Raw genomic sequence first — 26228 nt, forward strand, 5'->3', positions numbered from 1 at the left:
GATTTTATTATATCACATTTGCTAAAAACTATAATTAGCATAGAAAAAATGCATAAAAATGCACTTTTTTGCTATTCTTGCTCACTTGTATATCTTTCAACTTCATAAGCACAATCATCAATCACTAATTCAACTTGATCAAAACTATCAATAATGCAACCAGCGGCGCGTTCATGACCACCACCGCCTCATTTTAAGGCTACATTACGAACTATTGGACCATTTGAACGAAATTCAACACGCACCCTACCATCTTCTTCTTCTAAAAATTGCACTCAAATCGGAAACCCTTTGATATTCGCAATCGAATTTACACGCAATGAACCTTGAGAAGTTTTTCCATATTTTTTTGTGGTAAGCAAGTCATTTTGAATGTATGCTACCCCTTCGCGAGTTTTTAAAGTAGACATCAATCAGGCATTAAATTTTAAGTCTTCCAAGGTTGTTTGAGATAAATTCTTATGAATAAAATCTGCATCTAATCCTGCTTGATATAAATGTGCAACTAAATTAAAAGTCCTTGCACAAGTGTTATTATATAAAAAGCGTCCTGAATCGGTATAAATCCCTAAATATAAATAATTAGCAGCCTTTGGTGTTATTTTTCAATTGCTTTCAACTGCTAATTCAGTTACCATTTCATCAGCGGCTACATATGTTGAATCAACCCATCTAATAGCATTTTCCGCTAAATCATCTTCATTAGGATGGTGATCTATCCTAATAACTTGAGCAAACAAGTTTTTATCTAAAACATCACTAAATTCAATTCTCTCTTTGAAATTAGCATCCACAACAATCCCAAGTGATTTTGCCAAGATTTCATCATTAGGGATCAAATCGTGTTCAAAATTCATAAACTTAAAAGCATCTTGATGGTCACCAATTGCATAAACCATCTTATGTGGGAAGTTATCTTGAATTAACTCTTTTAGTGCAAATTGTGAACCTAGACAATCTCCATCGGGACGAATGTGATGAAAAATAACTATATTATCATATTTTTCAATTGCATTTTTAATATCTGTTAAATTACCTACTCGCATTTTTCCTCTCAATCACTTATGCTTTGATTCAAGTCCTTTAAAACATCATTAACTTGGCTTCAGTTTTCTAATGTAATTCCTGCTGCATTATCGTGTCCACCACCATTATATTTGTTTGCAACAACATTTACTAACGGTCCACTTGAACGTAATCTACCACGTATTCTACCATCTTCAAGTTGGATAAATAATGCTCAACATAAATTATTTTCAATATTTGCTAACTCATTGACATATAATGCTGCCTGTAAGGAATTGATTTCAAATTCATTTAAAAAATCTTGTTTGATTTCATAATATAAAACTCTGTTTGATTGTTTGAATTCTGAAAGAATTTTACCAATTATTTTTATATCTTTTAAACTTCTCTTACTTAGTTGTCTCAAAATGTTTTGTGGATGGAACCCATTTTGCATTAAAAATGCTACAAGTTGATATGTTCGCTGCGATGTGTCAGGAAATAAAAAGCGTCCTGAATCTGTATTAATACCTAAATAAATATGTTCTGATGCACTCTTTGATACTTTTCAACCTGTATCATAAGCTAATTGCGCAATCATCTCAGCAGCCGCTACATAATGCTCATCAATTCAATTATATTCATAATCAATATCTGCTTCATTTGGATGATGATCAATTCTTAATCTTGCAGTAGTTAATTTTTGATATAAAAGTTCAGCACACTGAATCCGATCTCCACTTGATGCATCAACAACTATTGCTAATGAATTGTTAAAATCGATGTCTTCAATTTTATCAAAATCATAGTTCATAAAATCAAAAACGCCTACATTATCACCTACCGTATAAACTTTTTTATTTGGAAAGTTTGTTTTAATAAGTTCTTTTAAACCAAATTGAGAACCTAAACAGTCACCATCAGGACGAATATGGTGAAAAATAATTATATTTTCATATTTATTAATTGCATCAATTGCTACTTTTGAATTACCTATCTTCATATAACTCCTTACTGTGCTTTTTTATGTAATTATTTATTTTCTGCATCATCTGTTTTTTAAATTCATTAGTATTATATCCATCATTAAATATATTTAATAATTTCTTATAAATTTGTTCATTCGATAGATTATTTAAGTTGTTTTTAAATTTATTTAATTCGGTGTTATTAAAAACATCTGAATTTTGCATATTTAAAATCAAGTTATTAATTTTATCATTTATATCCTGTTTTAAAAGCATTAAATCACTCATAGTTATATAATACACATCTGAAAATGTAGTTAAAAAGTTAAAATAATTTTTTATTTTTAGAAAATCTGATTCATCCAAAATCGGTTCAAATGATAATGTTTTAAAAAACGATGTATCAATTGCCTGGAATATTTGTCTCATATCATCAAAAAATGGTCCAAAATATGCTATAAGTTCTTTTTGAACTTTTAACAGTTTTTCTCAATTTGACTGTATATTAGTCACATTAGATTTTTCTTTAACATTTTGATTAATCAATTGCTGATATTTTTGCAATCTTTTATCAAGGTGATTATTAGAATTTACATCCTTTGCTAAATTATAAAATAAATTCTTTTTTCCTTGGTCTGCAAGTGCGATAAAACCTTGGAATTGATTATAAAAAATATATATATCAGAATTAATATCTCTTGGAAAATATTGTGAATTTATATATATAAAATGATTATACAATAATCCTTGTGATAATAAATTAAAATCCCCAAGATATAAAAAATCATTGGTTGTGTCTTTTAAAGAACGAAAACGATTCTCGTTTTCTCCGTGTATAAACTTATATTTTTCTAAAAAAGTTAATGAAGCAATACCTTGTTTTGAATCATTTATTTTCTCTAGTGGGATTATAGATAATTCGTTCTTTAAAAGATTAAATAATTTATGTTTTGCCTGTATCGATGCTGCAAATTTTGTTAAATCTTTTGCTGCAACTTCTCCGCTTCCTTGTCTTAATTGCTCAAATGTTTGCTTAAAAGAATTATCAAAATAGGCAACTAAGGCAAGTAAATATTTATATCTCGGATTATTTTCTTTTCTTGTATTAAGATAAAAATTATGAAAATCCTTTAGTTCAGAATCAACACTAATCGAACTACATGAAACAGTAGTTAAAAAAATTGATGGGAGTGAAAATCATAAAAGCAGTTTAAATTTCTTTTTAAACATATATATTAATTCTATCATTTTTTGGTTTTTTTAATTAAGAATTTGTCTAAATTAACAAACTAGAATATGAATACTTCTAGTACTTATATCTTATTAACTGTGAAATTTATATAACTTCTGCTAAATTTTCCTTTTTGTTATTTAATTATTAATTATACTTTGATAAGTTTTGATATATATTTATATATGTCATTCCAACATAATATATAGCAAGTTATTATCTAAGGTGACTATTTTCGCTTATTTTTTAATAACAAAAGAAAGAAAAAAATATATAATTATAAAACTATATGATTATAAAAATTAGGGGGATTTATGGATAAAAAAGATAAATTTGTGCAATTTAGACAAGAAGAAATTGCATATGCAATAGCAAAAGCAAAACAGAAACAACAAAAACAAATCTATAAAGAACAACAAAAACAACTCCCTTGAATTAAACGTGATTTAACAAAAAACTTATTTATCTCATTTTTAGTTTTAATTTTGATTATTGGTTTATTATTAATAGCATTCTTTATCGGTAAAACCTTATAGGAAGTTATCTTGGATGATGCAATTTTAGTATTATTAATAATTATTTTAATTTTATTAACTGTAATTATAATAATAATTTTATGACCTACCATACACACATTTTTTAGTTCAAAATTAAAAAAGAATAAATATGATAAACTCGGTAAAAGTAGTCAAATCCGTTTAATCAATCAGTTGCGAGAAACAGTTGAATATTTATCAAAACATAAAATAGGTGCATTAATTACCATTGAGAACACAGAAAATATTGATAATTTGAGAACTGATGGTGTTGTTTTAGATGCAAATATTTCTAGTTCTCTGCTTATTTCAATTTTTAACAAAGAATCTCCTTTACATGATGGGGCAGTAGTAATACGTGAAAATCGGATATATTATGCTGCTACATTTTATAAAATTACAAGTAAATCAGTAAGTGCAGATTACGGTTCGCGTCATCGTGCTGCAATTGGTATTTCTGAACAATCTGATGCAGTTACAATTGTTGTTTCTGAAGAAAATGGTTCGATAAGATTTATGAAACGTAGTAGCATTGAAATAATTAAAATGAATGAATTTCAAGAACAATTGATTAACTATCTTAAGGAGTAATTATGGAAAACAACACAGTTGAAATTACCCTTGCGACTCTTATTGGTAAACTTCGAATTTTAACAAAAGAGAAAAGTGTTAAGAAAATTCGGGATCTTGAAGAAGATACACCACATGCTGACTTCGCTAAGGCGGTTGAATCACTTCCTGACGAACATCAAATTTATATTTTGCGTATTTTAAAAACTGAAGAAGCTGCTGAAGTTTTTTCATACTTAGATGATGATGTAAAAATTAAACTTGTTAATTTATTTACTGATGACTTAGGACAGAAAGTTTTGCAAGAAATCGAGACTGATGAATTAGCAGACATTTTAGAAGAATTACCAGCAAATTTAACTCGCAAAATTCTTTCACAGACACCTAAGGAAAAAAGAGAAAAAATTAATCAAATTCTTTCTTTCAATGATGATCAAGTCGGAAGTTACATGAGCGTGGATATTTCAATCCTTAAATCCAATTGAACTTGTAAAAAAGCGATTGCTAAAATTAAAAGAGATTATAATCAAAATATTTTAATGGGTTATAATTTTTACATAACTGATCCACATGGTTTTTTATTAGGTGATGTAACATTAGAAGAACTTGTTTTTTCCGATGAAGATGTCTTGCTTGAAGATATATATAATGCTGTTGCAAGTGTTAAACCTACTGATGATAAAGAATTTGCAGCACAGGTTTTTTCAAACCATGATAAAGCAACTTTACCAGTTGTAACGAGTGATAACCGACTTATCGGGATGATCACTTCCGATGATGTTATCGATATTATTCAAGATGAAGCAACTGAGGATATTTATAAAATGGCTGGTATTAATGCTGATGCAGCAGAAGAAAGTTATTTAAAAACATCAATTTTGAAAATTATCAAATCCCGTGTTTTATGACTTATTATCCTTATGCTATCTGCAACTGCATCACAATTTATTATTCAAGAATTTACAAATCTTTCTGAAAATGTCATAAAAGGACTTGGTATTACAGTATCAACAGCGATTATAGTTTCACTTATTCCTATTATCTCAGGTGCCGCCGGAAATGCCGGTTCACAATCGTCAACAACAATTACCAGAGCTGCTGCATTAGGTGACTTTACTAAAAAAGAATATCGAAAGGTAATTTTCAAAGAACTTAATGTAGGTTTGATAATTGGTGCAATAATGTTTACGGTAAATGTTATGCGTCTATATGTTTATTATGGTATTTACAGTGCTTCACCAAAATTTAAAGATGAAATTGGTGACTGAGCAACATTATCATTTATCATTATTGCTAGTTCTTTATCTTTATGATTTGTAGTAATTTTTGCTAAGTTTTTAGGAACTACTATTCCACTTTTAGCAATACGTTTCAAAAAAGATCCTGCTGTTATGTCAGCACCTATTTTAACCACTCTTTCTGATGCTTTATCAACCTTGGTTTTCTTTGGACTGAATTTATTTGTTTTATGATTTGCCTGAAAAGTTGGTATCATATCATCAAAATCACACAACGAACATCATAGCAAAGAATTATTAGACATCGGCATCCCGATAATTCAAAATATGAATATTTATACACCTATTAACTTACCAAATCTAGGAGTTTAATTATGGATAATACAGTAGATATTGAAAAATTAAAGTTATTAGCAGAACGCTATAACGAAATTAATGATGAATTAAAAGAAATAAAAAAGGAGATGAATCAACTTGTATCTGGTACTCAAGTTGCTATTCACGAAAGACTTTCTGATGGTGGATTCGTAATATATGAAAAACCTGAAAACAAAGAAGTGATTAGTAAAAACTTAATAAATGCAATGCTTATCGATATAATTATGCGCTTAAGTAAAGGTGAGCTAGAGAAAGCTCCAAACATTGAAGAATTGAAAACTCAAATCGCTTTAGGTTGTCGACTTGAAAAAACATTTAAATGAAGATTACAAATTAAAAGAAAATAAGGAGATATATGAATATTATTAGGTTTGAAGAAACCCCGACTGCAAACCAAGGCTCAGTTACAACTAATACCACTGCTTCTCCGTTTGGTGGTAGTGGGATTATTATATGAGTTATTTTTGGTGTAGTTATTCTTGCACTAATAGGTTATTTTGTTTATCAATCAATTAAAACTAAGGTTGAAAACAAAAGAACAAAGGCTGCTGCTGCTGAATATGAATGAAATTCGAAGTTATATTGGTATGAGACTACTGTTAAGTTAAATAAATTGATTGATTTAAATCACCAAACACATGAAAATTTTGTTGTAAGTATTGGTGAATACAAAATGTCACATATCAATATGGCTACAAAAAGCCTTCTTAATGATATCTTAGATGAATATGAATTTAAAAATTTTATTATTCAAAATCCTAAATTTCAAAAAGAAGTGCAAGAAATACAGATGCTAAGAGATTTAAATTCTAATCTTTGAGAAAAGAAATTTAGTATTCTGCTTGCTGACTTTAAAAAATATGTACCAGAAGCACAAAAAATAGCAACGGAAGCTGCACGAACAAATGTAGATGATTTAAAAACACCTGAACAAATCGAATCTGCTTTTGAAGAAAAATATAAAGAAAGATTGTTAGAAAAACGTAATGCAATGAATTAAATCATTAAATGTTCCTAATAAACTTACTTTAATAAGAATTATTTTAGTTATACCAATTATTATCCTTATTAGTATTAATGCAACGATTTTCTTTGCAAATAAAGATATTTTAAATCAAACTAATTCGCTTTTAGCTATTATGTATTTAATTTTTAACATCCTTATTTTTATTATCTTTATCACTGCGATGATTACTGATTATTATGATGGTAAAATAGCACGTAAAAACCGTATTATTACTGCTTTTGGTAAGTTATGAGATCCTCTGGCTGATAAAATAATGACAACTTCTGTTTTAATTTATCTTTCTGTTATTTCTTATACGCCAATTTGGTCAACAGTATTATTCATATTACGTGACATAATTGTTGATGGATGTCGTGGGTTATTGATAAAAAATAATCAGGAAATTTCAGCAAACTTTTGAGGTAAACTAAAGACTTTATTAATGAGTTTTGCTATACCTATATTACTTTTATTTGTAATTATTATGCAATTTATACCTAATATTTCATATTATCATAGTTATTTATATTACTGAATTTATATAATAAACATTCCTTTATTTATAGCACAATTATTCTCGTTATTTTCTGGATATATTTATATAAAATTAGCAACAAAATTTTTCTTTTAAGACAAAAAGTTGGTGTTACCAACTTTTTATGTAAATAAATCTAAATCATAATAAATTGCATATAATATTTTGCTTCAATATAACAAACCAATTAGTTCTCCAAATGCTTCTTCATCGTTATTAGCTATTTCTATCTCAACAGATTTAGAATCATCAATATATGAAATAAAATAGTTATTAAAAGAATTAAGACTGGTATTTTTAAAGGCATGTAAGGTAAAATTAGAAAGATTTGATAATAAATCATCAAAATCAATATTCGAAGATAATTGATAATCAAAATATTTACGTTTAAATACAAAATAAAATAAAGTTTTTGGTAAACCGTTTGATAAAATAGATTGACCTATGCTAGAAATATCCCGAGAAAAAACACAACTATCATTAAAAACTTTTTTTCTTACTGTAAGCATATTAAAATGGTAAGCAAACACCTTTGATAAATTTTCTAAAAAATCATCATAACCAACAAAGATATTTAATGAAATATCTTTTTTTGTGTTGTTTGCTTTATAAAAATTAACTAAATGTAAAAACAAACCTAGTGCTTTGTTAAAATATGAATCGTTTGCATAAATGCTTTCAGAAATGTTTTTATACCCGTGAATTAATTTATTTAAATTTACTCCTTGTGTAGCTAATAATACTAAATATAACTCTGAGAAAAAAGAAAATTGGTTATGAACTGATGATGAGACAAACAATATATTAGAATCAGGGATATTATATTTTGCTAAATTAGCAAACCATTCTTTTTTACCAATAAAATAAATAAGTTTTTGCACAAAAAATTCACTTGCATGCTGGTTAAATTTTGATAGAACTAATTCAATCAACCATTTACTTTTTAATTTATTGATGTTATCAAATACATCTAAAAACATTATTCCTGTATGTTTTATATCACAGTGATGAAAATATGTATAAATCTTAGATTCAATGTTAACTTTTGTATCTTCGTTATTAATAAAAATTAATTTTATCTTTACATCAGAATAAAAATCATATTTACCAAAAATAAATTCAAGTGCTGATTGAAGCATCAATTGTGTCTGTTTTGATGCTATTACTAGCAAATATTTAATATTATTTTTATATAATAAATTACAAAAATTAATAATATTATTAAATCCTTTAACACTATAATTTATTGCTATATCATCAAATCCTAGGTGTTGTGAACCTTTAAAATTTAAACTTTTAAGTTTACTGATAATATTAGTGTTAAAAATGTATAATTCTTTTTGTAGATATTTTGCTTTATATAAAGTATTTATTTTAACCTTTGACATCTTTATTTACATCCTGGTTATTTTCTCGTTTTGCAAATTCCTTGATGCGTATGTTCATATAATTAATTAAGTTTCTAAAACCTTTTGAAGTTTCTTTTAATCAATAATTTCCATATGTTCTTAATTCATTAGGATGATTTTTTTTATAACTTCCATATCCATAGTTTTTGTTTATATTAAAATATAAACAGACAAAATTTACGATATCTCCTATTTTGAATATATCGTAAATTTTGCAAGGTTTATAATCGCTAATATCTTCGCGATAAATAAAAAACTTAGTAAAATCCTTGGTTTGCAATGAAACATATTGTGGACCTACTTTAAACACTTTTGCTATAACAATATCACCGACCTTGTATTTCATTATATAATTATATCTTATTATTTTAAAATTACCCGTCTTTTAGATTCGAATTGATAATCACTAGCATATAATGAACCGTCACTAAAATCTAACTTTATTGCATTCTTAATTGGCTCAAAATAAGCATAATATACTTTCAAGCGTTTATTTTGATAAATTATATATGCACCCGGATTGCTTGAAAAACAACGTATGATATTAAATGCTTGTTGTTTACTCATATAACTAGTTAAAAGTGCATCATCTTTACTTAACTTAGGAGACAAAACTACTTTGGATACATCTTGTTTTATAGGATTTATTTTATTCAACTCTATATCTTTTAGTCATTTTACTATATTTTCAGAAGCTAAATTTGAAAGTTTTTCAAACATTGTTTGTGATGTATCTCTTGGTAAGATAGCAATTTTTGATGTAAACAGAATGTCTCCTGCATCAAATTCTTTGGTCATATATATTAGTGAAATTCCTGTTTCTGAATCGTTATTTAACAAACTATATTGAATCGGTGCTGCTCCACGATATTTAGGAAGTAAAGAACCATGAATATTTATAGATGCTATTTTTGGTAAATCAAGAATTTTTGTTGGGATATATTGACCGAAAGCACAAGTTAAAAATATATCAACTTGATATGATGCTAACTGCTCATAGATTTGCGATATTTTCTGGGGTTGATATAAAGGAATATTATATTTTTTTGCAAGTAATTTCACTGGTGTAGGATTTACTTTATATCCACGTGATGCTGGACGATCTGGCTGACTGACAATGGCAACTACATCAAAGTTATTTATCACTTGTTCAAAGGGTTTAACAGCAAATTCAGGTGTTCCTGCTAAGATAATTTTCATTATTTATCCTTTTTATTACCAATTCATAAGGAACGATAGTTTGATAGTTTATTTATAAGCATTAGTATTTTTTTAGCCATCGGTGTTAATCCGTTTCGATCATCTTTATACCCGTCTTTGAAAAACTGTTTATCCAGTAATTCAGGGGTATAATAAGAACCGAAAATAACTATTTTTTTATTCGCTACACATTCTGTTAATAAAGGTTCTAAAAAAGTTTCTAAAAATCAATTTGAAAACTTTTTTAGTCCAAGTTCGTCAAAAATAATTACATCTAAGTACAAAATACTGGTTAAAAAATCATTAATTTCACTTACTATATCTTCGCTATTACGTCTTATGAAAGTTTTTGAATATGAATCTAAATTATTAATATTTAAATAGGCAACTTTTTTATTCATTAAAGCAAATTCGTTAGTCAAAGCTGATAACATTAGATTTCGTGAACTTTCTGCATCACCGTATAAGAAAAACCCACGAAATTTATTTTCATTAATTAATCATGGTGAATTTATTTCCATCATATGTTTAAATCCACTTTCTGATTCTGAGGTAATTTGTAAATGTGACAAACTTTCAGATGTCATCGGTGAAGAAATGTATTTAAATTTTATGTTATTCAATAATTTATAGTCAGTTATATAAGGTGATTTGTGATTAAGTGTCTTGGTAAAATTTATTTGACCATTATACCCACGTTTAATATTTGTAATAAATAAACGATTCGGGTCATTTTGTTCTTGAACATAGTCAATTAAATTGGCATATGAATTAATAATATCATTCTCTGTAAATGCTAATGTTTTAAAAATAGGTGATAATATTGGATTTTGTTTAATTTCATTAATAACTTGTTGTTTTGATGGTAAATTTGTTAAAGAAAGATGTGGGTTTTGAAAATTAGATCTGGGTTTTGAAAAATCAAACATTAACTAGTCTTTCTAGTGAGAAAATCTTGTTTTAATACAGTTTTTTGCTCAAAAATATGGGTGTATCTCTTATCAATTTTTAATTTACCATCTAAATATTTTTCAATATCTTCAAATTTAAACAAGTTTTGTGAACTTATTTCTAAAATCATTGTTCAGATGTGTTTATGTCACTTATCGCTTTTATATTTTAAACGTGCTATATACATAATTAAGTTTAAACATTTGCTTTCTGGAATTCTATCTGTTCATGTTTTTAATGAAATTTCATCAGCTGATGAAATTTCTTCATTACTTAGTTGTTTAAAAAAAGCCTGTGGTGTAAGTTTTAAAATTGCTTCATATGCATTAGAATATTGTACATTTCCTATTTCTAATGGAATAGGAAGGTTATGTTTTTTAGTATAAACCTTAATTTCTTGATCACTTATTAAAGTAGCACCTTGATTCATAATTAATTTTCTTTCAATTTGCTCTGATTCTGTTTGATTTACAGTTGAAAAAACACTAAAAAAATCTGATGTAATATCTTCATAATTAAATTCATATGAAGACACAATTTTTTGCCTTCTGGATTTTATGAACTTATCAAAATTTATCTTCCCTATTTTACTTACAATTAAATTAGTCAAAAAGGTATTTCGCTGGATATTTTCAGGTGTAAGTGGTTTTTGAATTTCAAAAATTGTTAAGGCTTTTTTATTATCTTTATATGTATTAATCAAACCAGCTCCTTCTAAACGGACACGAGCCGATTGAAGTTGTGATTCGTGTATATTTATAAAAATTGCTAATGTTGAAAAATCATATTCAACCACACTATAATCTTGCCCACCTGCTAAATCCAGTAAATACTCGTATAAACATACTCCTTCAGGGCCTAAAAAACTTCCATAAAATTGTCTTAGGTTATGTAAATCATCTGTAGAGATATTAAAATTTTTAGAAATAACAAAATTATTATATTCCAAATGTTGCATTAAACTCATCTGGTACTCCTTTTTAGATAATCAGGTAAGAATAATTTTAAATACTTATTTATATTTTTGCAGAATTTTCATAATTTTTTGCTTAGTATCACGACTTCTCATAGGGATATTCACAACCCTTTTGTTTCTAAAAAATTCGTTTTTAGTTCATTTATAGTTATTTTTTTTATCTAAATACTCAAAAAATGACTTTTCCACAAAGCGCTTATTAACAAATTCCTTGCGCTTTTTCGGACATATAGACATATTTCAAATTTCATCAAAAAGGTCACTAAAATCTGTTATTTGAGTAAATAAAATTGGTATTTCAACAAAATCAAATGTTTCTTGTAGTAATTTTGTTTTTAAATATGGATATAAAAGTCTTTCAAGAGTTTCAAAATTGTTATAATCAAGTGCTAATCAATCTTTTAAAACTTGTTTTGATATTCTACCATCCTTTATTAAAAACTCTCCGATGCTGCATTGTATCAGTTTGATAAAGGCTAAATCATTTTGATATATATTTAATACATATTCATCCATATTTATGGTTTTATAGCCCAAGGAAGCTAATGTGTTAAGAAAATAACTTTTTCCTGAGGCGATTCTACCTACAATTGCTATTTTTTTAGTTTTATTAGTCATGATTTTACCGTATTAAGTTGTAGTTGATCAAGAACATCATTTGCAGCATCTAAATCGATGTTGAGCAGATATTTTTGGATATTCAGATCAAAATCACTTACATCTGTGTTTAATTTTGCCAGTTCATAGCACATTTTTCCATCACTATAACCTGCTAAAAGTTTTTCTTTAATTGATTTGGTAAAGAGATTGCTGTTTACGATATTTTTATAGATATTATCAAAGTCATTGAAAGCCTTAATTAACTTAATTGCTGTTATATCACCAATTCCACATACTCCAGGTAGATTATCCGATGGATCACCTTTTAAACCTTTATATGTAGCTATTTGATTAGGTTTTATATGATAAAATTCAACAAAATTTTGCTCATTAATATGAAGATATTCATTTTTTTTATTCAATATAACTTCAACATCTGAACTAACTAATTGTAATAAATCTTTATCGGCTGAAAAAATAAACTTTTTACCTGGTATTTTTGTGACATAAGTTGCAACAAGGTCGTCTGCTTCATCACCAAATTGCTGAAATCATGGTAATTTTAACACACTTAAAATCTCTTTGATTTTATCAATTTGCAAATATAGCTCATTCGGAGATGAAGCACGACCTGATTTATACTTACTATATTGCAAGTGTCTTTTCGTTTTTCCTGGTGCATCAAAAGCGATGAAAAGGTATTTTGGTTTTATGTGTTTAATTAACTTAATCATTTGCATTAAAAATAGTTGTAATGCATTAGTTGGAAAACCTTCATCGTTTCTTAAAATATTAGTTAAATCGCCTCGATATGATGCATAAAAAGATTGAAAAATTAAATAATTTCCATCTATTACTAATGAAATTTCTTGCTTAGTCATTGATTAGTTCCTTGTATTCGATAAGATTATAAAATCCGTTGCGCTTTTTTACAAATGCTCGAATTCGTGTTTTTGGTTTTTGATTTAATAAATTTTTTATATTTTGACTTCAACCTTGCAGTTCTACAACCGCTGAAATATCTTTAACTTTTACCTTTGTGTGTCTAGGATTGTTTCCGTTTTTAACTGATAAAATCTCAACATCGATTCATAAACCTACTTCATTAACATTAATCAGACACGGAATATGATCATCTTTTAATTTTTTTAAATATTCTTTATTATCCGTTGTATATTTGGCCCCTAAATATTTAATTTCATATGCTTCTTGCTCGGTTAAATCTTCGGTAACTGGTGGAAATATCATTTGTGAGAGCTGTGCATTTGATATATATGTTAATAAAAAATTAAAATCATCTAAATTTTCCGAACTTCTTTTTACTTGCATCTGATAGGCGGCAAAAAGTTCATTAATAGTTGGAATCATAGTAAGTAAATATTTAACTCCACCAAAGCTTCTGAAAACTCCTGCTTTAATTAAAATATCTATAACTGCTTCACCAATACCTACCCTTTTTAATCTTAAAATAGCAGTTATAAAATCAGGATAATATCCGTAATTACTGCGTTCACTGATAATCTTAGTTACAGCAACCGAACCAATACCTTTGATAATCTGCAAGGAAAGATAAATACGATCCTTTCAAAACACTGCTGAGGCACTAGAGATATTAATATCAGGAGCTACAACTAAAATACCTTGCATATAAGCCTCTTCTGAATATCTTTTGATATTTGATGAATCCATCCCTGCATCTGATAATAATGCTTGATAAAAAATTTGTGGATAGCGTGTTTTATAATAGGATAATTTATATGCTATCAATGCATATGCGACAGCATGAGCTTTGTTAAATCCGTAATTTGCAAAACTTTCTATTTTACTATAAATTTCTTCAAGCTTTTCTTCTGGAATATTATTTTTTAGTCCACCTTCAAAGAATAAACCTTTTAATTTATGTAACTCATGCTCATCTTTTTTAGAAATTGCACGACGTAAAAGGTCTGCTTGTGAAAAAGTCATCCCTGTCAATTTTTGAGCTATTTGCATAATTTGTTCTTGATATACTATAATCCCATATGTTTGCTTCACAATAGCATCATAAATCGGATGTACTTTTTCGATTAAGTGAATATTCTGTTTATTTTTAGCGTATATGGGTATATATTTTGCAGGTCCTGGTCTAAATAGTGAAATAATTGCATAAATATCATCAAAACTATCAACATGCACTTGTTTTATAGTTTGTCTCATTTTAGGAGATTCAAGTTGAAAAATTCCATCAGTATATTGTTTGTTTAATAAATCAAATGTTATTTTATCATTAAAAAGTGAATAAGATTGATTCATTATATTATCAAAATGGTTTTCTTCAGGTAGTTGGTTTTCAATTTCTTGTATAAAAGTAAGGTTTTTTAGTCCTAAAAAGTCTATCTTAATTAAACCGAAACGTTCTAAATAATTCATTGTCATTTCTATTTGTTGAAAACTATTATCATTATAATGAGTTGCTACTAATTGATTAATTGGTTGATTTGCAACCACTACACCAGCAGCATGTAAACCAACCTGTCGTGGTAGTCCTTCAATTTTTGATGCTAGTTGATGTAATAAAGGAAATTTAGAAATATGTAATCTATATTTTGAATTATTTTCGTAAGCATCTAAAAGGTTTTTATCATTTAAACTTAGTGTTGATGCAATGTTATCTATTTCAGTTTTGCTGATATTGATTAAATTTTTTGAAATTAAATAACGAGCAACATCGCGAATTGAATTTTTACTAGCCAATGTCTGAAAAGTCGATATTAATGCAAAATTTTCGCTTCCATATTTTTGTTTTAAATAACTTAATACTTCGTCGCGACGGTTATCTTGAATATCAATATCAATATCAGGTAATGACACACGATCGACATTCAAAAATCTTTCAAAAAGTAAGTCAAATTCAAGTGGATTAATCGATGTAATTTCTAATAAATATGCTACCAAGGAACCTGATGAACTACCCCGACCTGGTCCGATATTTATCTTATGCTCGCGGGCATAAGAGAGTGCATCATGAATAATTAAAAAATAATCAATAAATCCAAGCGAATCAATCACTTTTACTTCATGTTTAATTCTTTGAATAACTTGTTCTTTATCATAATGTTTAATTAGTTGCTGGTAGCGTTTACCTAATACCTTTGACTGAAATATTTCTTTGGAATTTTCGGAAAACTTTGCTAATTTGATTTTTGAATCAGGTTTACTAATTGATATTGATTCAACTATTTTTAGCATATTTAGATAAACTATCTCATCAATATCTTCAAATTCATTATCATCAAAATAATCATTATATACTCTTATTGTTTCGTTTTTGCCTGCTATAAAAGTTAAGATAGGTAATAGTTCATTGTCATCAAAATGTAGAATCCTTTTGGTTGGAGCATAAACACTTTGATGATGTAATACTTTTTTTGAATTAAGATAGAAATTATCTAAATAATAATCTAAATTAATTTCTTTTGCTATATGTCCATATTCATCATGATCAATTAAGTAAATATCATTATTATCAAGGTAATAATAATCAGGGATTTGACTTTGTGAAATATTTGTAACGATTTTATATAAGTAATTTAATCCATTATTATTTTTTGCTATAGCAATAACTCTAAAACCTTGGATAAGTTCTAATTCAACTCCTATGATAGGTTTAAAATCATATTCATCCATAAATTCTCAATAATACTGCAAAGCATAAAAATTTTGAAAGTCAGTTAAGGTGATATATTCTTGATTCATTAGTTTGCTTAAATGCAGCAAATCAGCAACCCTAATTGTAGAATTTAAAAATGAATATTCAGTATTTGTATGTAGATAGATTTTTTTTCTCATATTTAAATTCTATTATATTTATTTTTTAAATAAATATAATAATATTATTAACATACTTATTCACAAGTTATATATATAAAAAATACCTTTTCCCACCTTTACAAAGGAGAAAAAGGTAGATTACAATTAGTTATTCAGATGTATAAAAATATTCTACTTCTGCTTTTTGCATTATATATGTATCAATATTTTTAATAACATCTTCATATATTATAAGAATGTTGCGATTCTTTGCTAATGTAACTAATGAAAACACTTCTAAGAAGATGTTATTGTTTAAATGAATTTTTTTTGATATATCCTTTCCTATTACAATAGCTTTTAATTTAACATCGTTTATTATATTAAATAAATTTTTGTCAATTGTATTAACATATAATGTTGTTGCAATACGCTTTTTTAAATTTTCCGATATTTTCTGTTTAAGTTTTGGAACATCAAATATATTTTTTTCGCTATATACTAGTGGGATTGGTGATTCTTGTGTTATAAAAAAATTATCTTGCAAAAAAACTTCCTGAGAAATTTTAAATAACTTATTTTTTGATTTTTTTGTCAATTTTTGCGATAAAAAATCATTTCATTTTGGTTGGAAAATAAAGTTTAAGTAAGGGTTATTTTTAAATAATATAAAATTTTTATTGTTTTCAAAATTATTTTTGCATTTTAATTCTGCTACTGATAATCTTGTGACATCATTGGAATTATATTTTAATATTTTGTGTTTGCTAATATTAAAATTTTCATCTAAATTATTATTAATAAATAAATATTGCGATAAATCTGTTTTAAATTTCAAAAACTCTTTATCTTTTTCAATTAGTTTTTTATTAAGAAATTCATTGTATGAATCTGGTTTTGCAATAATGTTATATAATGAAAATTTTAAAATTTCTTCTACTGCTGATATTTGATTTAGCGAATCAATTTTACGTTCAAATACCGTTGCTGCAAGTAATATTTGTGTATATAATGATAATTCATTGATGTTTTTTACTTTATTAATATAATGCTCTATTTTAGTTAAAAAATTCTTTTTTATAAGAAAATAAATCATTCCATCTTTATTAAAAAAGTATGATTTCTTTATATTAAAATTAAATAAATAACCAATATTACTTAAATCTGTATCATTTATATGATTTGAAATTAAGGTATGTGGTTTTAAAGCAAAACCCAAAACTATATATGAACCGAGTCTTATATTTGTTTTTTCTTCATATGAATTATTTATGATATTTAATGGTTTGTTTTCTCTAAAATTTGTTCATTTAATCTGACAAAAAAATTCACCTTTTTGGTTGTTTGTAACTTGCATATGATAAGGTTTTTTGTGAGTAAAATTTCTATCAAATCTAAAAATAAGTTTGTCAATAAAACTAAAGTCATTACGAATTTTATTATTTATAAAAACCTGTAAATCTTGCAACGAAAAATTATTATTTTGATTTTCTAAGATAACTTCTATCTCGCTTATACTCTCTGAATCAAAATATTCTAAAAATTTTTTTAATGGTATATACTTATACATTTTAAAATCACTTTTTTTAGAATCAAAAATTGTTGATAGAAAATAAAACCTTGGATTTAATCGTATTACTCGCTTATTGTTATAATCAATTTTAAACAAAATAACACCAGATGCACTTCGGCGATATAGATAAAAAATAGCCAAAGCAAAAACAACTTTGATAATTAAAATTAAAATTGCACAAATAATAGCTAAAATAATTCAAAGCAGCATCTTATCTCTCTTTTAAAATCCGAATAGAATGATGGGTTTTATTTAACGTTCGCGTTTCTCCATCTTTAAATTTTATCACAGCGTCATTGTTATCACCTAAATCAACTACTTCACCTTCACCGAACATTGTATGCGAAATTTTATCCCCTATAATCATTTTTGAATTAATTGATTTGATTTCATCTTCGTTTGTAATGCTTAAATCTAATCCGTAGTTTGAGCCGGCAATCAACGAATCTTGCACATTAATTCCTATTTCATTTACAAACTGAGATGGTTCCTTATCTAAATTTGTTCCGATTATTTTGCCTCGTGATGAACTTATAAATAATTTCTTTTTTGCCCTTGTTACAGCAACATATGCTAATCTGCGTTCTTCTTCAAGCATCTCTTCATCAAGGATTTTGTTATCTTTATCATACAATCTTTGAGTCGGAAAAACTCCTTTAGTAAGCCCGACTAAAAAGATGTTATCATATTCTAATCCTTTAGCTGAATGGATAGTCATCAAAGTAACAAAATTGGTATTACCATCTGAATCATCATTTACAGATAAGAAATTAATATAATTTAAATAATCTTCAATTGTTTTATCTGGATTTTTCTTTTCCCAAATCGCAATTGAGTTAATTAATTCATTAACATTTTCTTCGGCAGTTCCGCGTAGATTTTTGTTTTTTTCAATAAATTTAAAATATTGTATTTCTTTTAAGAAAAACTCAATGACTTGTGCAATTTTTGCTTTTGGTTTAATCAAGGCTTTATGATATCTGGCAATTAAACCGATAAAACCTTTAATTTTTTCCGAAACATAACGATGTTCCTTAATAAATCTACTTCAGTTTTTCATCAATGCTGTTAAGGTACTGTTTTCATTAGTTGAATCAACAAAATGTTTAATGATTTGAAGATTTTTTTCACCTAAACCACGATTTGGAACATTAATAATCCGCTGCATTGATAACTCATGACCGTTAAAGATTACTCTTAAAAATGCAACTGTGTCTTTGACCTCACTACGTTGATAAAACTTAGTCCCATTCATAATCCGATGTGGAATTCCTTCTTCAATAAGGATTTGTTCAAAAGCACGTGAATAAAAGTTAGAACGATACAAAATAGCAATCGATTTAAGTTGATTTTTCTCTTTTTTAAGTAAGTTTATCTCATTTACAACTCATCGAGCTTCTGCTTCTTCGTTGAAACTATGCATATATTTAATATTTACTCCCGATTCATTATCAGTAACTAAATCTTTATTAAAACGAATTTTATTATGCTTAATTAACTTATTAGCAGCATCTAAAATCTTCTTTGTAGAACGATAATTAACATCCAAAACAACTGTTTTAGCATTTGGAAAATCTTTGTTAAAATTTAAAATTAAATTAACATCTGCTCCTCGTCAATTATATATAGTTTGATCTGGATCACCTACAATTGTTATATGTGTATGTGGTGTAATAATACTCTTAATAATTTGATATTGCAGCACCGATGTATCCTGAAACTCATCAATTAAAATATAATCATATTTATTCTTATATTTTATTAAAACATCGGGACGTAATGTAAATAAATTATTAGTTTGTAAAATTAAATCATCAAAATCTAATGCTCCATTTTGCGCTAAATAATTAGTATATTGTACATAAATTTTGTTTAAAATACTTTTTTCACCTTCTTCTTTATATAAATCAGAAATGTTTTTATTAAAGTTTTTTATGTGAGAAATATGTTGCAATGCACTTTTATAACTTACTTCATTTGTTGTAATATCAAATTCTTTGTATATTTTTGCTAGAACTTGTTCTTTATCAGCTTCATCGATAATAATAAAATTATTTTTGTATCCTAATAAATGAATTTCTTTTTTCAAAATACCAGCACAAAAGGAGTGAAATGTCATAATGTTAAGCTTATCTTTGCTTTCATTACAGTATTTTTGAATTCTACCCGACATCTCTTGTGCAGCCTTGTTAGTAAAGGTTACAGCTAGGATTTTACTTGGAGAAATTCCATATGCATTGATTAAATAGGATACCTTTCGAGTAAGTACCTTAGTTTTCCCTGTTCCGGCTCCTGCTATAATACGTAAAGGGGTATCGAAATATTTAACTGCCTGTGCTTGATGTTCATTAAGATCAGCAAGCAAATTAATCTTCTTATTTATATTCATATGCTTCCTTTATGGTAAGTTAAATTGATCACTACGATATATTTGTCTTCATTGATAGCGAAATGGTTCTAATATATATTGATTGTTTGAAGTTGCTTCAATTTGTTTATTAAAAACCACTCTTGAGTTAGTTAAAAAATCAGTTAATGAAAGTCTTTTTTTTCAAAAAACTAATAAAAAATAATTAGCAAATTTAGTAAAACCAAGTATAGAAAATAAGGTAGTGCTAACTTTAATAGCAATATCATTCTTGATACTTTCATTGAGTTGTGGGATTTTTTTATCTGTAACTTTTATATCAGATGGATAAATAGTCGCAAGAAAAAATAAAAAAATAAATGATATAAAAAATGCAGCAATAATATTTCTCTTTAAGAGCATTTTTATCTTAAATACTTTACTGTCGGTGTCAATTACTTTACATTTAAAAATATATTCACCGAACATTTTTCCTTTTGTTAGTCAAGGGAAAAAGAAATAATATAAATTTGATCAAAATATTGCGATAACAAATGCTAAATAGTAATTTAAAGCATTTATTTTTTCTTTTATAACTGAATTATGTGAAAATCCTCAAAAGATTAAATAAATAACTATTGCATAAATAATAAAATTTATTAAATCGATTGTAAATCTTCTTAAAAAATTAACATTTTGATACATTATTCTAATGCTGACAAAATAGGTATTTTGCGAAGTTTCTTGCTATCAGATAAAATCAGTGAAGCTTCAGTTGATGTTTTTCTTATATATGGATTTGATGAATCGTAATTATTTGCACAAAATTGGTTTTCTAACTTCGTTAATAACTCAAAATGTTTATCAAGTAAAAATTTACTTCTTTTTTCTTTAATTATACTTCTTTCATTAAAGAAAATTGTACGATACATTAAAGAAGTACCAGTTAAAAATCCAGTTAAAAGCAACTTAATAAAATAGGATTTAGCATATATAAATTCTTCAGCACATCTATCTTCAATTGGTTTATTTAGCATTCATTTTTCTATTCCATTAAAACTACCAAGGAAATATTTGGTATTAAATCAAATATCAGAATCAAAATATTCACGATATATTCTGTAATCTAAATACATATAAGTTTTTGCTTCTAATAATAAAATATAATTTATTTCAATACACATTTTAGTATCATAATTGTTTGCAGGAATATAATTTATTACCTTTTTTACTAGTTGTTTTTTGAAAATTTTATTAAAAATAAAAGGGAAAGCATATGCAATTACTGATTTATTTTTGCTAATTAAAACAGACTTATCAATTTGTTGTCGAAGTTTGGGTTTTCAACTAATAGAACCAATTATTCTTGGTTTAAGTTCTAATATATCAACATCATAAAATTTTGCTTGATTGACTATTTCAGAAACATAATTTTTCTTTAAATGACTTTTGCTATTTATTACAGCGATAAAATCGCCATTAGCGAGTTTAAAAGCACTAAGTAAGTTATACTGATATGAATTAATTTTACTGTTATATATAACAATTAAGCGTTCTTTAAAGAAGTCGTAATATTCACTAATTACCTTCATAACTTGTGCTTCTTCATTGCTATGATTAAGGCATAAAATAACCTCAAAATCCTGGTTATCTTGTTCAACTAAATCTTTTAAATATTTTTTAACATCTTTTTTATATTTATTATCAAGCGAAATCAATGAAAGCTTCATTTGAACTCCTTATTTACTATAACATTAATTTTATCATATTTATGCATAAATTCATTAAAAATGACCTTTCAAACTGTGAAAAGTCATTTTTATTTATAATCGTTAATCCCGTTGAAGACTTGCTCTTCTGTTTTATTAACTTCTCAATAACCACTTGCATCACGATTGATTTTAATTCTTTGATGTATTTGTTCAAAGAATACAAAAAATCTTGTTGTAACAAATAAACTTGATATAAGTAATATTAATAATCCAAGCAACATAAAGACACCAAATCATAGGTTTGTTGTTTTATTAAGAGCTATTAAAATGATTAAAGTGATCATTATTATTATGAGCAGATAAATAAACTTAGTAATCGATTTGCTAATTACATCGTTTATAACTAATTTAACATCCGTTTTTGACAAACTGTGTTGATGGTATCTATGTCGTATTACTTCTTTGATGTTGGCAAATAAAGTAGTTGTAATATAAATATATATTGATTCCAAGATTAAGAATGCTACTAGAACATAATTATTTAATGGTACTCTAGTAATGAATAAAATTGCATATAGACTTAAAAACAATAAGATAAATCCTAATAAACCTGCTACAGCATATGTAATACCTATTCGGATAATATAGTAAATTACAATTAATGCAGAGAAAATAGCAAATAAAATAATTGAAATAACTAATGATTTGCTGAGTTCTTTGTTAGAAAGTTTGATAAAATCAATTTTTAAACTTATATCGGTTGCACCTTTTATTATTTTTTGAATCTGGATAATTTCTTGACCCGATAAATTTTGCTTAGATGTTGCAATGATGCTATAGTAATCATAATTTGAATTTCTTGCTATGTTATATACTATGTTATAAGATTTCAGTTCTGAATTTTCATTTAGTTTATTTACTAATTCTTTTGCAATTGAGTTGGATAAACCTAAATGCGAATTATTATAATTATCAGTAATAAAAAACATTGTTCCACGACCTGCATTTGTATCAATGCTAAATGATGCTAATGTATTTTTATAAACTGTAGATAAAGCAATAAAAACAATTAATCCAACTACTATTATAATGAAAATAAAAATAATTAAGTAATTAGATGTTTTTATTCAATTAACTTTTGAAAAGTTTGATTTAGGTAATGTGTCTGTTTTTCGATAAATTCCATAAATTCAATTCTTTTTTTCAAAACCATTATTTATTATAAATTCAAGAGTATATTTATTAAATATTAAAACAACAAAAACTAAAAAGACTGAAGCGATTACATATATTACCGAAGCAATATTAAATGTGTTTTGTCCAAGGAAATAGGTAAATATACCAAGTATTAGGATTAAAATATTCGTATCAACAATTGACCTAACTGAATCGCGATATGAATTTTTGATTGCTTTTTTCTGAGTATCTCCTTTTTTTATCCGATGCTTCATTCGATCAAAAAGTAAAATACTAGTATCCAAAAAGAATCAATAACTAGAAATAACAAAAATAAAGGTGTATGGTGAATATTCCCCTCGTAATGCTGTAAAGATTAATAATGTTAGGAAAATATATAACGCTGCAGAAATAGTGTTTAATGCTCCTAAAATACCATAATTAACTATCATAAAGATAGAAAGAACTACAAAAATAGTAATTGCAGCAATCATTGTATAAAACATTGTAGAATTATCAATTTCTTGATGAGCATATACACTTGAAACAAGATCTAATTTATAATCATCAAGTGCAAAATTAATCTCATTTGCCAAATCTGTAGCTTGATTATTTGTATAATTATTTGATAGAAGAATTGGTTGTCCGTTTTGATTAATCAATAAACTACCGATAAAATATTTTTTAAGGTTTTCTTTAATCAAGTTATCTTTTTGTGCATTTGGTTCCCTAACACGTTCATTAACATGTACATAATTTCAAAGATTTTTGTTTGCTTTTTGTCAACCTGATGCATCATTTTTTGCAATTAATTCTAAATCCTTATAATTAAGTCAAAAAAGCATATGTTTATCTTTCGATCTTAATACACCCTCAGTTGCTTGTGCCCATTCTGAATTTTCTGAAACAGCAATAGATATAAAGTTTGAATTATCAAAATTTGAAGGTGTATAACTAGCACCATCTTTTTTAAATGGTGGGAATAATTTATCATAATCAGCAGTATCTAAACTAAGATTAGAATTATATTTACCTTCTAAGAATAATGGTCTTAAATCAGAATCCGTAATTAATAAACTTGGTTTATCTACCAATTGATGTTCAAATTTTGATTTTTCATCATCGTTAAAATTTCCGCTTTTATTTACCAACAAATAACCATCGGATAATGTTGTAACATTGCTACCACTAATTCTCTTTGCAATATCTAGATTAACTTTCTCTGTTTCAGAAGCATTTGCTAAATTACCATTATATTTCACCGATATAACAGTTTTAATCCCATTAGTGTAATCTATGGATGTGTTCGATGATTTACCAATATAAAAAATGCTACCAAACACAATCGTAATAATTGCAGAAATGAGCATAAAAATACTTATTATGGATCTAAAAAATTTGTTTGAAAATAATAATTTTTTCATATTATTCATAAATATAATATACCACAATTTATGGTTTTTTTTAGTAAGATTTAGTATTTGTTATAATATTTTTTGTGAAATTAAGTAATCAATCCCTTTAGATGTAATTCTCCTTCCTCGTGAACTTTTTTCAATTAAATTAAGATAAAGCAAAATCGGTTCAATTTCAGTTAGGATATCGCCTTTTTCTCGAATAGTTAGACCTGAAATAGTGTTTAATGACACACTATTTTGATCAAAACCATCCTTTAGAATTTCTAAATACTGAATATGTTCGTTTGTTAATCCGTATTTATAAATTTCCAAACTTCTTAAAGTTTTCTTAGTAATCTTTTTATCAATAATACCATTATTATGAGAGATAGCAAAATCGTGAACACGTTGAATGATGTGATTTGCAATTCTAGGTGTTAACCTTGAATATTCACATAAAATTTCTAAAATTTCAGTTGCAACTTTTATATTCAATTTGGTACATGTATTCTCAAGAATTCGTATAATATCATCTTTTGTGTAATTAATAATTCTACCAATATAGCCAAAACGATCCTTAAGTGGTTGGATTATTTCATTAATTTTAGTAGTTGCTCCAATCAAAGTGAATGGTTTTATCTTCATACGCATCGATCGAGAATTACCATCTACACCTATGATTAAGTCAAAAACAAAATCTTCCATTGCATTATATAAAAATTCAATCACTGCTTTATTAATACTATGGATTTCATCAATAAATAATATATCTCCTTCGTTAATTACAGAAAGCATACTGATTAAATCAGATTTCTTCTCAATATTTGCTCCCTGAACATAATGAATGCTTTTGCCATATTCATTTGCTATAATTGTAGCTAATGTTGTTTTACCCATACCGGGTGAACCATAAAAAAGTATATGTGGAAGTACTTTGTCTTGGACTTTTGAACTTTCTATAATTGTTTTTAGTGTATTTTTTAAATGATTTTGTCCTATAAAATCATCAAAATTTTGAGGTCTAAGCTCTAATTTCTCCATCTTTATTTCCAGTAATTAAACCAATGCTTTCTTCAAGCATCTTATCAAAGTCTTTTTTCTCAGTAATATTTAAAAGCGCATAATCAATTTGTTTTTTCTTGAATCCTAATGTTGATAATGTGTTTGATAATTCATTAATCATTGCAGTTGATTCAGAATTAGTTTGAATGCTTTTATCAACCATTTTTCTTCATTTATCACCTAATTCTAAGCATATAAGTCGTGCTGTTTTTTCACTTACAAATTGACATTTTGCAATTTCTTCTCAATTATTTTGTGCAATTGCATTTGCTATTAATTCTCAACCTTTATCTAAGATGATAATCGCTACTTTTGGTCCTACTTTATCTACATTTAGTAAATCCATAAATAGGATTCTTTCTTTAAATTCCTTAAACCCATAGAAATTATGTAGATAATCTGTTGAATGTTCATAAATGTATATTTTCAATTTTTGTCCTAATTCAAAGCGATTTATACTTGGAACAGTTACAATGTAGCCATCTCCTTTGTTTTCAAATATCAAGTTATTTTTATTTTTGTGAACTATTTCACCAATTTTATAAAGTATCATTTTTTCCTCCACAATA

General features: G+C 26.4%; 24 protein-coding genes. 6 read left to right on the forward strand and 18 right to left on the reverse strand.

Features of this window, described 5'->3' with window-relative positions:
• Window positions 1–71 precede the first annotated feature (71 nt).
• Genes ACXYRP_RS00970 through ACXYRP_RS00980 form a run of 3 tightly spaced genes read right to left on the reverse strand, consistent with a single transcriptional unit; the run spans window position 72 to window position 3203 of the window.
• A complete protein-coding gene (locus tag ACXYRP_RS00970) occupies window positions 72–1046 on the reverse strand; it encodes a DHH family phosphoesterase (RefSeq protein WP_458615031.1) in 975 nt (324 codons plus the stop codon).
• Window positions 1037–2008, reverse strand: a complete 972-nt coding sequence (locus tag ACXYRP_RS00975; protein ID WP_458615032.1) for a DHH family phosphoesterase — start codon at window positions 2006–2008, stop codon at window positions 1037–1039. The genes ACXYRP_RS00970 and ACXYRP_RS00975 overlap by 10 nt, the downstream gene beginning before the upstream one ends.
• A complete protein-coding gene (locus ACXYRP_RS00980; RefSeq protein ID WP_458615033.1) occupies window positions 1995–3203 on the reverse strand; it encodes a hypothetical protein in 1209 nt (402 codons plus the stop codon). The genes ACXYRP_RS00975 and ACXYRP_RS00980 overlap by 14 nt, the downstream gene beginning before the upstream one ends.
• A gap of 315 nt (window positions 3204–3518) precedes the next feature.
• Here ACXYRP_RS00980 and ACXYRP_RS00985 point away from each other — a divergent pair, with 315 nt between their 5' ends.
• Genes ACXYRP_RS00985 through pgsA form a run of 6 tightly spaced genes read left to right on the forward strand, consistent with a single transcriptional unit; the run spans window position 3519 to window position 7563 of the window.
• Window positions 3519–3740 (forward strand): hypothetical protein, encoded by a 222-nt coding sequence (locus ACXYRP_RS00985; RefSeq protein WP_458597448.1) that lies wholly within the window; start codon window positions 3519–3521, stop codon window positions 3738–3740.
• 9 nt (window positions 3741–3749) lie between these two features.
• Complete coding sequence (locus ACXYRP_RS00990) at window positions 3750–4331, forward strand: diadenylate cyclase (RefSeq protein ID WP_458614522.1); 582 nt, start codon at window positions 3750–3752, stop codon at window positions 4329–4331.
• Window positions 4332–4333: 2 nt separating this feature from the next.
• The gene (gene mgtE / locus ACXYRP_RS00995) at window positions 4334–5920 is read left to right on the forward strand and encodes a magnesium transporter (protein ID WP_458614100.1); all 1587 of its coding nucleotides are present in this window, start codon (window positions 4334–4336) and stop codon (window positions 5918–5920) included.
• A gap of 2 nt (window positions 5921–5922) precedes the next feature.
• Window positions 5923–6273 carry a hypothetical protein gene (locus tag ACXYRP_RS01000; protein WP_435128440.1) on the forward strand — a complete coding sequence of 117 codons (351 nt, stop codon included), beginning with the start codon at window positions 5923–5925 and terminating at the stop codon, window positions 6271–6273.
• A gap of 8 nt (window positions 6274–6281) precedes the next feature.
• Window positions 6282–6926 (forward strand): MHJ_0274 family protein, encoded by a 645-nt coding sequence (locus ACXYRP_RS01005; protein WP_458614521.1) that lies wholly within the window; start codon window positions 6282–6284, stop codon window positions 6924–6926.
• Window positions 6913–7563: a CDP-diacylglycerol--glycerol-3-phosphate 3-phosphatidyltransferase gene (gene pgsA / locus ACXYRP_RS01010; RefSeq protein WP_458607244.1), complete on the forward strand. Its 651-nt coding sequence runs from the start codon at window positions 6913–6915 to the stop codon at window positions 7561–7563. The genes ACXYRP_RS01005 and pgsA overlap by 14 nt, the downstream gene beginning before the upstream one ends.
• 26 nt (window positions 7564–7589) lie before the next feature.
• On the opposite strand, the gene ACXYRP_RS01015 is transcribed toward pgsA, so the two are convergent.
• From ACXYRP_RS01015 to ruvA, 15 genes are all read right to left on the reverse strand, one after another.
• Window positions 7590–8855 carry a hypothetical protein gene (locus ACXYRP_RS01015; RefSeq protein ID WP_458614520.1) on the reverse strand — a complete coding sequence of 422 codons (1266 nt, stop codon included), beginning with the start codon at window positions 8853–8855 and terminating at the stop codon, window positions 7590–7592.
• Window positions 8842–9222 carry a S1 domain-containing protein gene (locus tag ACXYRP_RS01020; protein ID WP_458607246.1) on the reverse strand — a complete coding sequence of 127 codons (381 nt, stop codon included), beginning with the start codon at window positions 9220–9222 and terminating at the stop codon, window positions 8842–8844. The genes ACXYRP_RS01015 and ACXYRP_RS01020 overlap by 14 nt, the downstream gene beginning before the upstream one ends.
• 17 nt (window positions 9223–9239) lie before the next feature.
• Window positions 9240–10076: a methionyl-tRNA formyltransferase gene (fmt, locus tag ACXYRP_RS01025; protein ID WP_435128455.1), complete on the reverse strand. Its 837-nt coding sequence runs from the start codon at window positions 10074–10076 to the stop codon at window positions 9240–9242.
• Complete coding sequence (locus ACXYRP_RS01030; RefSeq protein ID WP_435128458.1) at window positions 10076–11005, reverse strand: hypothetical protein; 930 nt, start codon at window positions 11003–11005, stop codon at window positions 10076–10078. The genes fmt and ACXYRP_RS01030 overlap by 1 nt, the downstream gene beginning before the upstream one ends.
• On the reverse strand, window positions 11005–11994 hold the full coding sequence (locus tag ACXYRP_RS01035; RefSeq protein WP_458597464.1) for a replication initiation and membrane attachment family protein: 990 nt from the start codon (window positions 11992–11994) through the stop codon (window positions 11005–11007). The genes ACXYRP_RS01030 and ACXYRP_RS01035 overlap by 1 nt, the downstream gene beginning before the upstream one ends.
• A 45-nt stretch (window positions 11995–12039) precedes the next feature.
• On the reverse strand, window positions 12040–12621 hold the full coding sequence (locus ACXYRP_RS01040) for a dephospho-CoA kinase (RefSeq protein WP_458597466.1): 582 nt from the start codon (window positions 12619–12621) through the stop codon (window positions 12040–12042).
• Window positions 12597–13484, reverse strand: coding sequence for a 5'-3' exonuclease (locus ACXYRP_RS01045; protein WP_458597468.1), 888 nt, complete (start codon window positions 13482–13484; stop codon window positions 12597–12599). Before ACXYRP_RS01045 ends, ACXYRP_RS01040 begins: the two co-directional genes overlap by 25 nt.
• A complete protein-coding gene (gene dnaE / locus ACXYRP_RS01050; protein WP_458615034.1) occupies window positions 13477–16431 on the reverse strand; it encodes a DNA polymerase III subunit alpha in 2955 nt (984 codons plus the stop codon). Before dnaE ends, ACXYRP_RS01045 begins: the two co-directional genes overlap by 8 nt.
• A 130-nt stretch (window positions 16432–16561) precedes the next feature.
• Window positions 16562–18175 carry an MHO_4530 family protein gene (locus ACXYRP_RS01055; RefSeq protein WP_458615035.1) on the reverse strand — a complete coding sequence of 538 codons (1614 nt, stop codon included), beginning with the start codon at window positions 18173–18175 and terminating at the stop codon, window positions 16562–16564.
• A gap of 1 nt (window position 18176) precedes the next feature.
• On the reverse strand, window positions 18177–20354 hold the full coding sequence (locus tag ACXYRP_RS01060; protein ID WP_458607250.1) for an ATP-dependent helicase: 2178 nt from the start codon (window positions 20352–20354) through the stop codon (window positions 18177–18179).
• A 9-nt stretch (window positions 20355–20363) separates the two neighbouring features.
• The gene (locus ACXYRP_RS01065; RefSeq protein WP_458615036.1) at window positions 20364–21017 is read right to left on the reverse strand and encodes an RDD family protein; all 654 of its coding nucleotides are present in this window, start codon (window positions 21015–21017) and stop codon (window positions 20364–20366) included.
• Entirely contained in the window at window positions 21017–22042 is a 1026-nt protein-coding gene (locus tag ACXYRP_RS01070; RefSeq protein ID WP_458607252.1) for a glycosyltransferase, read from the reverse strand. Before ACXYRP_RS01070 ends, ACXYRP_RS01065 begins: the two co-directional genes overlap by 1 nt.
• A gap of 89 nt (window positions 22043–22131) precedes the next feature.
• A complete protein-coding gene (gene secDF / locus ACXYRP_RS01075; protein WP_458615037.1) occupies window positions 22132–24570 on the reverse strand; it encodes a protein translocase subunit SecDF in 2439 nt (812 codons plus the stop codon).
• A gap of 114 nt (window positions 24571–24684) precedes the next feature.
• Entirely contained in the window at window positions 24685–25638 is a 954-nt protein-coding gene (ruvB, locus tag ACXYRP_RS01080) for a Holliday junction branch migration DNA helicase RuvB (RefSeq protein WP_458597482.1), read from the reverse strand.
• Window positions 25619–26212 (reverse strand): Holliday junction branch migration protein RuvA, encoded by a 594-nt coding sequence (gene ruvA, locus ACXYRP_RS01085; protein ID WP_435128490.1) that lies wholly within the window; start codon window positions 26210–26212, stop codon window positions 25619–25621. The genes ruvB and ruvA overlap by 20 nt, the downstream gene beginning before the upstream one ends.
• Window positions 26213–26228 lie beyond the last annotated feature (16 nt).

This window comes from Mycoplasma sp. 5912, assembly GCF_054353835.1.